The organism is Arthrobacter sp. Y3221157 (genome assembly GCF_059089865.1).
Map to the genome: position 1 here is coordinate 1 of NZ_JBNHFD010000034.1, position 12,510 is coordinate 12,510.

The following is a 12,510-nucleotide window of genomic DNA, read 5'->3' on the forward strand; positions in this document are numbered from 1 at the left end:
CCGCTTTCCTGGCTGCGCCCGCCGCCGGACTGGCGCGGCTGGAGGCTGCGACCCTTCCCGCTTATGGAGACGTGGTGGCACTGACCGACGGCTCCGCCCGTGCGTGGGCGATGGCGGGCTTGCAGGCGGCCGCGGCCCGGACAGTGCACTGGGGCGGGGACCCGGGCGCTGTTCCCGGAATGATGCTGGACGAGGCGCGGCTGCCTCTGCTGCCGCAGTAAGGACAGGACTTCCGGGTCCCCCGCCCTGCCCGCGCCGGAAGCCCGCCCCGGGCGCCTAGGCTGGACCTGATGAACCCGCCAGCAGCAGTACCCATCCCGCCGGACCTTACCGTCCGGTACAGCCGGAGCAGCGCAGGACGTGCCTGGCTTGCCTCGCTGCCGGACCTGATCCAGGGCCGGCTGGAGCAATGGCGCCTCGAAACCGACCTCCCCGCCGGCAGCCTTCCCTGGAACGGGCACGGCGGCGTGGTGGTACCGGTACGGCAGGCCGATGGTTCCACGGCGGCCCTCAAAGTTGCCTTTCCGCACGACGAAGCCCGGGTTGAGCGGCACGCGCTGGAGCTGTGGGGTGGGGAGGGCGCGGTGGCCCTGCTCGAAGCGGACGCGGGCACGTGCGCCATGCTCCTGCAGCGGCTGGACGCCGGCAGCTCGCTTGCCACAGTGCCCTTTGAGGCGGCTGCCGAAGTGTGGGGCGGGCTGGTGCGGCAGTTGAGCCTCACACCGGACCACCGGCCGCAGTGGCGGGAGTTCGACCATATTGCCGCCCGCGCCGAGCAGTGGAGCGATGACCTGCCCGCCGACTGGGAGCAGCTGGGCCGCCCGTTCCCCCGCTGGCTGCTGGAAGCCGCGCTGGAGGTTTGCCAGACGCGGGGTGCGGTGGGACGGCGGTCCGGACGGGATGTCCTGGTTCATACTGACCTGCATTTCCTCAATGTCCTGGCCAGGCCGGGCAGCATGGACGGACGGCCGACGGCGGCGGACTATGCAGCCATCGACCCCCAGCCCATGATCGGCGAGCCCGAGTATGCCGTGGCACCCCTGCTGTGGAACCGGATCAGCGGATTGCCGGCCGGCGGCGCGGCCGAAGCCTTGCGGCGCCGGTGCGGCGACTTCAGCGCCGCCGCGGGACTGGATGGCGAGGTGGCCAGGCAGTGGGCCGTCGCCAGGGAGGTTTCCAACGCGCTGGGCTATGCCGGGAAGCCAGGCCATCAGGGCGATCTGGCACGTTCACTCTGGGTGGCCAGTACCCTGGCCGGCCGGACTTTGCCGGACCTGCCGCCAGTGCAGGAACTGCCGGAGCCGGGCGCGGCAGCCGGTACCGACTGACGGTGTTATCCGCTCAGCTGCTGCGGACTGCGGCGAGGGCCGAGCCCACGGCTGCCACAGCAAGGCGCACTTCTTCTTCGGCCGTCTGCCAGTTGCTGACGGAGACCCGCAGGATGTCCCGGTCGTGCCAGCGGGAGCCGGACATCCAGACCCTGCCGTCCTCGATGATGCGGGCCGTGACCGCGCGGGTGGTGCCGTCGTCGCCAAAGGCGACGCACACCTGGGTGTAATCGACGTTGTTAAGGACCTCGGCGCCATCCAGCCCGGCGAGCCCGGCGGCGATGTCCGAGGCGGCTGCCGCCAAACCGTGCACCTGTGCTGCCACGCCGTCACGGCCAAGGCTTTTCAGGGCAGCCCAGACCGGCACGCCGCGTGCGCGGCGGGAAAGCTCGGGCACTTTCTCGAACGGGTCCCCGGGCCCTTCGGCGTCGTGCACCAGGTAGCTGGCGTGCAGGCCCATGGCGGAGCGGAGCGCGGCTGCGTCCCGGACGATGGCGATCCCGCAGTCGTAGGGCACGTTCAGCGTCTTGTGCGCGTCCGTCGCCCATGAGTCCGCCTCCTCGTATCCATTGGTCAGGTGGCGCAGTCCGGGGGCTGCTGCCGCCCACAACCCGAACGCGCCGTCGATATGCACCCACGCGCCATGCTTCCTGGCGACGGCGATCGCCTCGGGAAACGGATCGAAGGCGCCGGAGTGCACATTGCCCGCCTGCAGGCAGACCAGCGCCGGTCCCCCGCCTTCCCCCAGCGCCGCGTCCAGCGCCTCGGGAAGCAGGCGGCCCTGGTGGTCTGCAGCCACCGCCGTTGGTTGCCCCAGTCCGAGGTAGCGCAGTCCGAGATCAACCGTGTCATGCCGTTCCCGGCCGACGAAGCAGCGGATGCGCGGGGCACCTGCCAGCCCGTCCCGGTCCAGGTTCCAGCCGGCGTCGGCGAGGAGGCGCCACCGGGCGGCCGCCATTCCGGTGAAGTTCGCCATCGTGGCGCCGGTTACGAACCCGACGTCGGACTCCGGGGGCAGGCCCAGCAGTTCCAGCAGCCAGGCGCCCGCACTTTCTTCGATGGCCGCGGCGGCGGGGGTGGCGTAGCGGAGGCCGGCGTTTTGGTCCCACGCGCTGACAAGCCAGTCCGAAGCGAGTGCCGCCGGCAGTGTGCCGCCGATGACCCAGCCAAAGAAGCGGCCGGACGGCATGGCCATCAGCCCGGGCCCAGCGCTCCGGGCGAGGAAGTCCAGCACTTCTTCGGCCGGCATTCCGTGCCTGGGAAGGGGGCCGCCGAAGACGCCGGCCAGGTCATGCGCAGTGGCGCTTGGTCCTATGGGCCGCTCCGGAAGGCTGTGCAGCCACCCCGTGGCATGGCGAAGGGCGGCTGCCAGGGCCCGGGCGTAGTCATCGTCGCCGTGTGACATACCTGCATGCTACGCCTGCTCCCGCGGGGCCTCGAGGACCGGTCCCCCCTCACTCAGTTTCGGAGATCAGGCGAAGTTTTCCTGCCAGATGTCATAGCCGAGTTTGATGATGAGGGCCGCCACCACCGCCAGGAAGACGATGCGGACAAACTTGCTGCCCTGCTTGACGGCAGTCCGGGCGCCGAGATATCCGCCCGCCATGTTTGACGCGCCCAGCAGCAGGCCAAGTCCCCACAGGATGGAGCCGTGCGGCATGAAAAACAACAGGGCGCCGGCGTTGGTGGCCATGTTCACGATCTTTGCCTTGGCGCTGGCCTCGAGGAAGGCGTAGCCCATTGCCGAGACCAGCGCGATGACCAGGAAGGATCCGGTACCCGGTCCGATCAGGCCGTCGTAGAAGCCGATGACCGCGCCGATCAGGCATGCCACCACATAGTGCTTGTGGCCGTCATGGCGCAGCGCGGTGATGTCACCGACGTAGGGATTAAGCGCCGTGAAGAGGGCGACGGCAACCAGGGCCGCGACGATGATGGGTTTGAAGACGTTGGCCGGCAACGTGGCCGCGAGCACTGCCCCGCCGAAACTTCCCGCCAGGGCAATCACCGCCATGGGGAGGGCCGTCCTTAGGTCCGGCCCCACCCGGCGGTAATACGTGGTGGCACTGGTGGCCGTTCCGAAGATCGAGCCCAGCTTGTTGGTGGCCAGCGCCTGCACCGGCGTGATGCCGGGAACCAGCAGGAGGGCGGGGAGCTGGATCAGACCGCCCCCGCCCACCACGGCATCCACCCAGCCGGCAGCGAAGCCTGCCAGCACCAGCAGGAGCAGCGTTGTCAGTTGGAGGGATTCAAGCCCAAATTCCACTGCCGCGGTTCAGCTGTTGCGGACGGCGTTGACCACGTAGTCAACGGCCTTATCAACCGCCACGTTTTCCGCTTCGCCTGTACGCCGGTCCTTGATCTCCACCACGCCATCCACCAGTCCACGGCCAACCGCCAGGATGGTGGGAACGCCCACGAGTTCCGCGTCGCCGAACTTCACACCGGGCGATACCTTGGGGCGGTCGTCGTAGATGACCGTAAGGCCTGCCGCCTCAAGGTCCAGTGACAGCTGTTCAGCGGTGGCGAAGATGTCCTCGCCCTTGCCGACGGCCACGACGTGGATGTCCGCAGGCGCCACGGCACGGGGCCAGACCAGGCCCCTGGCATCATGGTTGGACTCGGCCAGCGCTGCCACGGCCCGGGTGACGCCCACGCCGTAGGAGCCCATGGTGACCGTGACCTGCTTGCCGTTCTGGTCCAGGACCTTCAGGTCCAGGGCCTCGGCGTACTTCCTGCCCAGCTGGAAGATGTGGCCCATTTCAATGCCGCGCGCCGTCTCCAGGGGGCCCGAGCCGTCAGGCGCGGGGTCACCGGCACGCACCTCGGTGCACTCGATGACACCGTCCCAGGTGAAGTCGCGTCCGGCCACCAGGCCGTAGACGTGCTTGCCAGCCTCGTTGGCACCCGTAATCCAGGCGGTGCCGCTGACAACGCGGGGGTCCACCAGGTAGGTCAGTTCGGCGGCGCCTTCGGACCCCAGCAGGGCCTGGTCCAGGGACATGCCCGGGCCGAGGTAGCCCTTGACGATCAGCGGGTGCTTCTTCAGGTCCTCTTCGCCTGCGGCCTCCAGTCCGATCTCGCCTGCTACCGGCAGGAAGGCTCCGATGTTTGCCTCGACGCGCTTGAGGTCCACGGCGCGGTCGCCGGGTACACCGATGACGACAATCTGGCGCTCGCCGGTGGGCAGCGTGACGGCGAGGACCACGTTCTTGAGGGTGTCGGCGGCAGTCCAGTCGCGGCCGTCGGGACGCGGGAAAATCTGGTTCGAGGCGGCCACCAGGGTTTCAATGGTGGGGGTGTCCGGGGTGTCGAGCACCTGGGCCGCGGGAGCGTCGCTGAAGTCGATCTCCTCGGGGACCACGGTGGTTACGGCCTCGACGTTCGCTGCATAGCCGGATGCCGAGCGGACGAAGGTGTCCTCGCCAATCTCCGTGGGGTACAGGAATTCCTCGCTCCTGGAGCCGCCCATGGCGCCGGCGGTGGCTGCGACCGGGACAACCTCCAGGCCAAGCCGCGCAAAGATCTTCAGGTAGGCGGAGCGGTGGGCGGCGTAGCTGGCGTCCAGGCCGGCGTCGTCAACATCGAAAGAGTAGGAATCCTTCATGATGAACTCGCGCCCGCGCAGCAGGCCTGCGCGCGGACGGGCCTCATCACGGTACTTGTTCTGGATCTGGTAGAGGCTCAGCGGCAGGTCCTTGTACGAGGAGTACAGGTCCTTGACCAACAGCGTGAACATTTCCTCGTGCGTGGGGGCCAGGAGGTAATCAGCGCCCTTGCGGTCCTGGAGGCGGAACAGGCCCTCACCGTATTCGGTCCAACGATTGGTTGCCTCATACGGCTCACGCGGCAGCAGCGCCGGGAAGTGGACTTCCTGGGCTCCAATAGCCGCCATCTCCTCACGGATGATGTCCTCGACCTTGCGCAGGACACTGAGCCCCAGCGGAAGCCAGGTGTAGATGCCGGGGGCTGCCCGGCGGATGTATCCGGCGCGGACCAGGAGCTTGTGGCTGGCGACCTCGGCGTCGACGGGATCTTCACGCAGGGTGCGCAGGAAAAGCTGGGACAGTCTTAGGACCACGGGTGGTATCCGTTTCTGGGGAAGTGCTGGATCAGCAGGGCCGGACAATTTTCGTCTGGGTACTAATCTACCGGCACCCGGCACCCGCTCCCGACTGTGGCCGGCACCGGTCGGACACCTCCGGCGCCGGACACAGTAGAGCCACGCCCGGAATAACAAAGCCCCTGGCCCCCCAGTGAGGCTGGTCATCGCATCCGGGCGTGGCTCAACGCCGTGATCGCCCAAGTACTGGTGAGGACTGGTGAGACCGCCCAAACCACTCCAGCGCAGCTAGATCGAACCTATGTGATGGCGCCCACGTTGACAAGCATTTTCGGTTCGGGACCCATTGACGGGCAGCAGAGCGGTGCCTAGCTTTAATTCATCAGGTGGTGAATTCCAGGGCCAGTAAGGTGCCCGGCAGCCTGTACGACGGCGGAGGCGCCATGTCCCACGCGGCAACCCAACCACAACAACCTGACTCCTCTGTGGCCGTGGCCGCCTCGGGACTGATGGTCACGCGGGGCAGGCTGCAGGTCCTCCGGGGACTGGATTTCACCGTCCCCGCAGGCCGCATCACCGGGCTGCTGGGACCGTCCGGCAGCGGCAAAACCACCCTTATGCGCGCCATTGTGGGGGCCCAGGTTGTCTCGTCCGGGACAGTGCACGTCCTGGGGGTGCCGGCGGGCAGTGCCGTACTGCGGCACCGGGTGGGCTACGTGACCCAGTCTCCAAGCGTGTACCCGGACCTTACGGTGGAAGCGAACGTGCGGTACTTCGGTGCCATGCACCGGAAAGGCAAAGCCGACGCGGCAGAGGCAATCGCCGCCGTCGGCCTGGAAAGGGAGGCCCGCCAGAAGACGGCGAACCTCTCCGGCGGCCAGCTCAGCCGCGCCTCACTGGCGTGCGCGCTGGTGGCGCGACCCAGGCTCCTGGTGCTGGACGAACCCACCGTGGGCCTGGATCCGGTGCTCCGGGCGGACCTCTGGAGCCGGTTCCGGTCCATGGCGGAGGCTGGGACCACGCTCCTGGTGTCAAGCCATGTCATGGCGGAAGCCAGCCATTGCCACACGCTGCTGCTTCTCCGCGAGGGCCTGCTGTTGGCGCAGCTGACTCCCGACGAGCTGGGCAGGCGCGGGCACAGCAGTGACCTGGAGCAGGCGTTCCTTTCCATCATCCGCGAATCCGGTGGCGGCCGCGGGAAACAGGCGCCGGCGGAGGACGCGGGCAGCGGCCAGGGGCACCGCGGTGCTGGACCAGACAGGAGTGCAGGCTAATGGACGCCAGGATGCTGTTGGCCACCGCAGGCCGCGTTTTGGACCAGCTGCGCCATGACCGGCGGAGCATCGCCCTTATTCTGGTGGTTCCGGCACTCCTGCTCACGGCGGTCTATTACCTCTTCGAGAACGAGGTGCTTCCGCCGGGAATGCCGCGCACCTTCGACCGGGTGGGCCTCATGATGCTGGCGATCTTTCCGTTCGTGGTGATGTTCCTGGTCACCTCCATCACGATGCTCCGGGAACGGACTTCCGGGACGCTGGAACGGCTGCTCACAACGCCCGTGCATAAAGCGGACCTTCTGTTCGGCTACGGCCTGGCGTTTTCCATCATGGCGGCCCTGCAATCAATGGTGGCCACCGCCGTGGCCTACTGGATCTTCGGCCTGGACATCGAAGGCCCGCCGGGCTACGTGGTGATGATCGCCGTGATCAATGCCGTATTGGGCGTGGCGCTGGGCCTGCTGTGTTCCGCCTTCGCCAGGACAGAGTTCCAGGCGGTGCAGTTCATGCCGGTGGTGGTGGTCCCGCAGATCCTGCTGTGCGGGCTGTTCGTGCCCCGTGACCGGATGAATGACGTCCTGGAGTCAGTCTCCAACGTCCTTCCCCTGACGTTCTCCGTAGACGCGCTGCAGGAAATCGCGGCGCATCCTGAGCCCACCGGACAGCTCTGGCAGGATGCCGGCATCATGGTTGCCATGGTCCTGGCCGTACTGGTGCTCGCATCACTGACGCTGCGCAGGCGCAGCGCGTGACGTCCCCCGGACTTGGTGGTGCCACGGCCAGGCGGGGACGCCGGGGCGGCGCCGCCGCATCCCGTGAACACATTCTCGACGCCGCCAGGCGGCTGTTCGCCGAACATGGCTTTGAGGGGACAAGCCTTCGCCAAGTTGCCCGTGCGGCAGGCGTTGACCCGGCCATGGTCCACCACTTCTTCAAGGGCAAGGACGAACTCTTCGCCCTGAGCGTGGAGCTGCCGGCCGACCCCGAGGAGGTCCTCCGCGGGGTGGCGGACACGGACCCCGGCCAGCGGGCCGAGCTGCTCGTGCGCACCGTCCTGCACCTGTGGGAAAGCCCCGCCCAGGCGAGCCTGGTGGCGTTCCTGCGCGGAACACTCGGATCCCGGGCGAAGACAACACTTCTTCGGGAGATGGTGGGCCGCACCATCATCAGCCGCATCATGGCCGGCGTACCAGGGCTGCCCGCAGAGGTGGCCCTGCGCGGGGACCTGGTGGCAAGCCAGATGGTGGGACTGATGATGGTCCGCTACGTGGTCCGGATTGAGCCCCTCGCGTCTGCGCGGCAGGACGAGGTGGTCCGGCTCGTCGCCCCCACCGTGCAGCGGTACCTCACCGGCGACTTATTTGAGCAGGGCCGCCGCTGAGTCCAGGAGCGCGCCGGTGCGGGCAACAGCTTCCGCCTCGCTCTCGCCGCCAGCGGCGACAGCCGTGAACAGCACGCCCTGCTGCAGTGCCTGTGCCGTGATCATGGACTGCACCTGGTCGTCCGGCAGGAAAGTGTCCGTGCGGAAGGCCAGAGTGCCCGGAATCGTCCCCACTGCCTCCAGCGGCGTCAGCGTGACGTCCGCTGTCACACCGGACACGGTCATGGTCATGGCGGAACAGGCTGCCAGTTGTTGCTCCTGCGCGGCGGCTCCGGCGACGAACGCTTCGTCAAGGCCCGTCGCAAGCGTCAGCATGGTCATTGAACCGGCGGCGGTATCCAGGCTCTGGCCCACCGCCATGACGGCGTCATCGAGGGCCGGGACTCCGGTGGAGGCGGCCATTTCCTTGCACTCCGCGGGCTGGACGTCCATGGATGCGATGAGGGCCTTACCCTGCTCAATGCTCCCGGTGAGGTCGGAGCTGGCCATGACCGACAGTTTCCTCCCGTTGGAGTCCTGCAACTGTGCCAGGACGGCGGACAGCTCCTCCGCTGTGTAAACCTTCGGCTCGGGGGTGGGGGTTGGTGTTGGGGTTGGGGCGGAAGCTGTGGTTGCCGCCGGGGCATCCGTGGTGGCTTCGGAGCCGGTGGCCGGAGCGGATGCGCCGCCGCAGGAAGTGATTGCCATGGCAAGCAGGGCTGTGGCCGCAAAAGTTCCCAGCACGGACGTCTTCAATTTTCCCCCAATATTCAGATTCAAGCCTGCGATGGCCGGCTAAAAGAGAACTGTAGCGAACGTTCCCACCTGGCGGAAACCGACGCGCTCGTAGGTTGAGCGGGCCCGGACGTTGAAGCCGTTGACGTACAGGCTGGTGATGGGTGCCACCTTTTGTGCGTGCTCCACTACCGCAGACATGTAGCCGGAACTGAGCCCCTTCCCGCGGAAGAGCGGATTCATCCACACGCCCTGGACCTGGGTGACCTCGGCGGTGACCGCCCCGAGTTCGGCCTTGAACACCACCTCCTGGGCCTCATTGAGGTGCACCAGGGAATGGCCCTGCCGGATGAGGCCCTCCACGCGGCGGCTGTAGAACTCCCTGCCGCCGAGGTAAGGCGAATACCCTACCTCCTCCTCGAACATGGCGGCGCAGGCGGGAAGGATCCGGTCGAAATCCGCGAGGCTCCCCAGCCCAAGCCCGGGATTGGGCTCCACGCACGGTGGCCCGTCGATGATCATCAGCGGCTGGTCCTCACGGACCTCATGCGCCCGGTGCCCCAGCTCCAAGAGTTCGGCGTAAATGGCCAGCACCGCGGGCGCCGGCCCGAAGGCGGAGGCGTAGCGGCGCCCGGACCTGTTCGCCGCGCCGGCAACCGCCGCGGCCAGGGCTGGGTCCAGTTGGACCGGCACCAGGTTGGCGCCTGCCCAGCATGCACCCACCAGCACGCCGTCGTCGAAAACCCCGATAATCCCGGCGCCGCCGCTGGTGGGCGCCGCCGTGCCGACAGCCCGCAGATGGGCAAGGATGAACACATTGGCCACCGGGTCCTGCTGCGCAAGCGACTTCAGCGCCGCGGTGTCCTGGCCGTCCAACGTACGGACGGATAGCCCGGGCGGATCAGGAGCGTCCCTACGAGACGCTAACCACGGGGCTACCCTTGACAGCATCTTCGCCATCGGCCTCCCCCATCTCTTCCGCGATACGCATGGCCTCTTCGATCAGTGTCTCAACAATCGCGCTCTCGGGGACAGTCTTGATGACTTCGCCCTTCACAAAAATCTGGCCCTTGCCGTTGCCGGAGGCAACGCCCAGGTCGGCTTCCCGCGCCTCTCCCGGTCCATTCACCACGCAGCCCATCACGGCCACCCGGAGCGGGATTTCCATTCCCTCGAGTCCGGCGGTGACCTGTTCGGCCAGGGTGTACACGTCCACCTGGGCACGTCCGCACGAGGGGCAGGAGACGATTTCGAGTTTGCGGGGGCGCAGGTTGAGCGACTGCAGGATCTGGTTTCCCACCTTGATCTCTTCCACCGGCGGAGCCGAGAGGGAGACGCGGATGGTGTCGCCGATGCCGCGGGACAGCAGCGCGCCGAAGGCGGTGGCCGACTTGATGGTCCCCTGGAAGGCCGGCCCGGCCTCGGTCACGCCAAGGTGCAGGGGCCAGTCGCCCTTCTCCGCCAGCATTTCATAGGCGGCCACCATGACCACCGGATCGTTGTGCTTCACGGAAATCTTGAAGTCGTGGAATCCGTGCTCCTCGAACAGGGACGCCTCCCAGACGGCGGACTCCACCAGGGCCTCGGGGGTGGCCTTCCCGTACTTCTTGAGGATCCCGGGTTCCAGCGAACCGGCGTTCACGCCGATTCGGATGGACGTGCCGTGGTCGCGTGCGGCGGCGGCGATTTCCTTAACCTGGTCATCGAACTTGCGGATATTTCCGGGGTTCACCCGGACGGCGGCGCAGCCGGCCTCGATGGCGGCAAACACATACTTCGGCTGGAAGTGGATATCCGCGATGACCGGGATCTGGGACTTCCGGGCAATGATGGGCAGCGCCTCGGCGTCGTCCGCGGAGGGGCAGGCAACACGCACAATGTCGCACCCTGATGCCGTCAGCTCAGCGATCTGCTGCAGGGTCGCATTGATGTCAGTTGTGGGCGTGGTGGTCATGGACTGCACGCTGATGGGATAGTCCGAGCCGACTCCGACGGAACCGACTTTGATCTGGCGCGTCTTCCGGCGGGGGGCAAGGACGGGGGGCGGGGCGGACGGCATTCCCAGGCTGACCGAGGTCACGTGGACTCCTAAAGGTGGAAAGTGGAAACGGCTTAGGCGGTGAGCCCGGCGAGCATGCCGGTGACCGGAGACCATTCAGTGATGCGGATTCCGGCGATGACTCCGGCAGCAGCGAACGGATCCTGCTTCAGGATCGAGTTGAGTGCTGCTTCGTCCGTTGCCTTGAAGATCAGGAGCGCGCCTGCGCCGTCGCCGTAGGGTCCGCTGGCCAGGATGGCTCCGTCCTGGGCCAGGGTGCCGGTCCATTCCCGGTGGGCGGGCCGTGCCTCGTTCCGGGCTTCGGCGGAATCGGCGGCGTAAACGTACTCAACGGCAAAAACTGTCATACTGCTACCCTATCGCCCTGCCTGCCCTACCACCCATCCCGCAGGCTGTCCCTGCCGTGCGGGAAGGTACCCGGGGGGATGCTAGGTGAGGAACAGGACCTTGGTGGCAGCAGCAATTCCTGCGGCCCAGGTCATGGACGTGAGGGTCCCGATGATGAAGCGCTCCGCAGCTACCGGCGTCTCCTTCAGCTCGGCGAACCTGCCAAGGCCTTTGACGGCCACGATATAGGCGATGGCGACCGGCTGGCCGGTGAGGATGGCAAGGCACACGCCCAGCCGCTCCAGGATGCCTATAATGGCCCCGCCGCGCAGGATCCGCTGGCTGGGGACCGCCTGCCCGGCAGGCGAAGCATCCGACGCCGGCCGGCCGGGTTCAGCGGTGAGTTCACCGTCCACATTCTGGTGGGGCGTGTCCGGCCGGTGCCCGGTGGCACGGTCCACCGTAACGTCCGCGGCGGGGTCCTCGGCCGCCCTCCGCGCCTGTTCCGCCGCCTTCGCCGCGTCCGCCCTGTCGTCGATGGTGCGGGCGAGCTTGAAGACGAGCGCCGTAACAGGCCATCCGCCAAACCCGGCCAGCAGCAGGGCGGCAGCGATCCAGAATGCAGTCACCGGTCTCCTTCGGTCTGGCCAGGTTCAGTGTGGGTGCCTTTGGCACGGGAGCCGGCAGCCACCAGGGAGTGGGCATGGTCAAGGAGCATGGAAGCTGCCGGCCTGGCAGCCCATTCTTCCTGCCATCCGGACCTCAGCACGGTACGGCTCACCGATTGTTCCGTAATTCCCAGTTCCCCGGCCACGAGTTTCTGGCCACCATGCCTGCCTGCCCCGCCCTCCAGTGCGCGCAGCCGGTCTACTACGCGCCACTGCGCAGGGGTCCGCTGCTGCACCAGGCGCCCGATCAAACGAAGCACCGCCTGCGCATTTGCGCTCGCCATGTCACCTTCCTGGGCCGGGGTCCGGGTATCACCACCCATCGTCCCGGCCACCACTGACAACGGAACCTGGCTGGCCGCACCCTTTGCCAGTTCCACAGCTTTGCGCGCCGCCACAAAGGCGCTCCCGGAGCCTTCACGAGGGCTGCCGCCAGGGGCAAGTTGTACGTTTCCCAATCCGATCCCCACATACCAGTGCCCGCCCCGCAGCGCATGCAGGGCTACATCCACCACCTCGTCGGCGGAGGCCAGCACGCCCTGGAGCTCGTCACCCACGGAGCGTTCAAAAGTGGCGGGCGTCAGCCTTGCCAGGTCCGAGATGAGCTCCGGCACCCGGTCCACATCGGAGGTGCTGCCGCGCTGGTCGATCGTCAGGATATACATGGTTCAACCGTAAGCGGCTGATCGCCAT

14 protein-coding genes are annotated in these 12,510 nt (G+C 67.4%); 5 read left to right on the forward strand and 9 right to left on the reverse strand.

The features are described from left to right. On the forward strand, positions 1 to 221 hold a 221-nt coding region (locus AC5RTT_RS10665), incomplete at its 5' end, for a DUF4439 domain-containing protein (protein ID WP_494145166.1). Positions 222 to 290: 69 nt separating this feature from the next. Then, the gene (locus tag AC5RTT_RS10670; RefSeq protein ID WP_494145167.1) at positions 291 to 1,328 is read left to right on the forward strand and encodes an aminoglycoside phosphotransferase family protein; all 1,038 of its coding nucleotides are present in this window, start codon (positions 291 to 293) and stop codon (positions 1,326 to 1,328) included. A 13-nt stretch (positions 1,329 to 1,341) separates the two neighbouring features. Here the strand turns inward: AC5RTT_RS10670 and AC5RTT_RS10675 are convergent, their stop codons facing one another. From AC5RTT_RS10675 to AC5RTT_RS10685, 3 genes are all read right to left on the reverse strand, one after another. Continuing rightward, a complete protein-coding gene (locus AC5RTT_RS10675) occupies positions 1,342 to 2,733 on the reverse strand; it encodes a pyridoxal phosphate-dependent decarboxylase family protein (RefSeq protein WP_494145168.1) in 1,392 nt (463 codons plus the stop codon). 66 nt (positions 2,734 to 2,799) lie between these two features. Then, positions 2,800 to 3,594 (reverse strand): sulfite exporter TauE/SafE family protein, encoded by a 795-nt coding sequence (locus AC5RTT_RS10680; RefSeq protein ID WP_494145169.1) that lies wholly within the window; start codon positions 3,592 to 3,594, stop codon positions 2,800 to 2,802. Positions 3,595 to 3,603: 9 nt separating this feature from the next. Then, the gene (locus tag AC5RTT_RS10685) at positions 3,604 to 5,409 is read right to left on the reverse strand and encodes a proline--tRNA ligase (RefSeq protein WP_494145170.1); all 1,806 of its coding nucleotides are present in this window, start codon (positions 5,407 to 5,409) and stop codon (positions 3,604 to 3,606) included. 425 nt (positions 5,410 to 5,834) lie between these two features. Here AC5RTT_RS10685 and AC5RTT_RS10690 point away from each other — a divergent pair, with 425 nt between their 5' ends. Genes AC5RTT_RS10690 through AC5RTT_RS10700 form a run of 3 tightly spaced genes read left to right on the forward strand, consistent with a single transcriptional unit; the run spans position 5,835 to position 8,049 of the window. Continuing rightward, the gene (locus AC5RTT_RS10690) at positions 5,835 to 6,665 is read left to right on the forward strand and encodes an ABC transporter ATP-binding protein (protein WP_494145190.1); all 831 of its coding nucleotides are present in this window, start codon (positions 5,835 to 5,837) and stop codon (positions 6,663 to 6,665) included. After that, positions 6,665 to 7,420 carry an ABC transporter permease gene (locus AC5RTT_RS10695; RefSeq protein WP_494145171.1) on the forward strand — a complete coding sequence of 252 codons (756 nt, stop codon included), beginning with the start codon at positions 6,665 to 6,667 and terminating at the stop codon, positions 7,418 to 7,420. The genes AC5RTT_RS10690 and AC5RTT_RS10695 overlap by 1 nt, the downstream gene beginning before the upstream one ends. Next, positions 7,417 to 8,049 carry a TetR/AcrR family transcriptional regulator gene (locus tag AC5RTT_RS10700; RefSeq protein ID WP_494145172.1) on the forward strand — a complete coding sequence of 211 codons (633 nt, stop codon included), beginning with the start codon at positions 7,417 to 7,419 and terminating at the stop codon, positions 8,047 to 8,049. Before AC5RTT_RS10695 ends, AC5RTT_RS10700 begins: the two co-directional genes overlap by 4 nt. Here the strand turns inward: AC5RTT_RS10700 and AC5RTT_RS10705 are convergent. From AC5RTT_RS10705 to AC5RTT_RS10730, 6 genes are all read right to left on the reverse strand, one after another. Then, positions 8,026 to 8,736, reverse strand: coding sequence for a hypothetical protein (locus tag AC5RTT_RS10705; RefSeq protein ID WP_494145173.1), 711 nt, complete (start codon positions 8,734 to 8,736; stop codon positions 8,026 to 8,028). The genes AC5RTT_RS10700 and AC5RTT_RS10705 overlap by 24 nt on opposite strands. An 87-nt stretch (positions 8,737 to 8,823) precedes the next feature. Next, positions 8,824 to 9,714, reverse strand: a complete 891-nt coding sequence (locus AC5RTT_RS10710; RefSeq protein WP_494145191.1) for a GNAT family N-acetyltransferase — start codon at positions 9,712 to 9,714, stop codon at positions 8,824 to 8,826. Continuing rightward, positions 9,677 to 10,843 carry a flavodoxin-dependent (E)-4-hydroxy-3-methylbut-2-enyl-diphosphate synthase gene (gene ispG, locus AC5RTT_RS10715; RefSeq protein WP_411376019.1) on the reverse strand — a complete coding sequence of 389 codons (1,167 nt, stop codon included), beginning with the start codon at positions 10,841 to 10,843 and terminating at the stop codon, positions 9,677 to 9,679. Before ispG ends, AC5RTT_RS10710 begins: the two co-directional genes overlap by 38 nt. 32 nt (positions 10,844 to 10,875) lie before the next feature. Continuing rightward, a complete protein-coding gene (locus AC5RTT_RS10720; RefSeq protein ID WP_494010464.1) occupies positions 10,876 to 11,169 on the reverse strand; it encodes a YciI family protein in 294 nt (97 codons plus the stop codon). A gap of 81 nt (positions 11,170 to 11,250) precedes the next feature. Continuing rightward, positions 11,251 to 11,778: a hypothetical protein gene (locus AC5RTT_RS10725; protein ID WP_494145174.1), complete on the reverse strand. Its 528-nt coding sequence runs from the start codon at positions 11,776 to 11,778 to the stop codon at positions 11,251 to 11,253. Continuing rightward, a complete protein-coding gene (locus tag AC5RTT_RS10730) occupies positions 11,775 to 12,482 on the reverse strand; it encodes a MarR family transcriptional regulator (RefSeq protein ID WP_494145175.1) in 708 nt (235 codons plus the stop codon). The genes AC5RTT_RS10725 and AC5RTT_RS10730 overlap by 4 nt, the downstream gene beginning before the upstream one ends. Positions 12,483 to 12,510 lie beyond the last annotated feature (28 nt).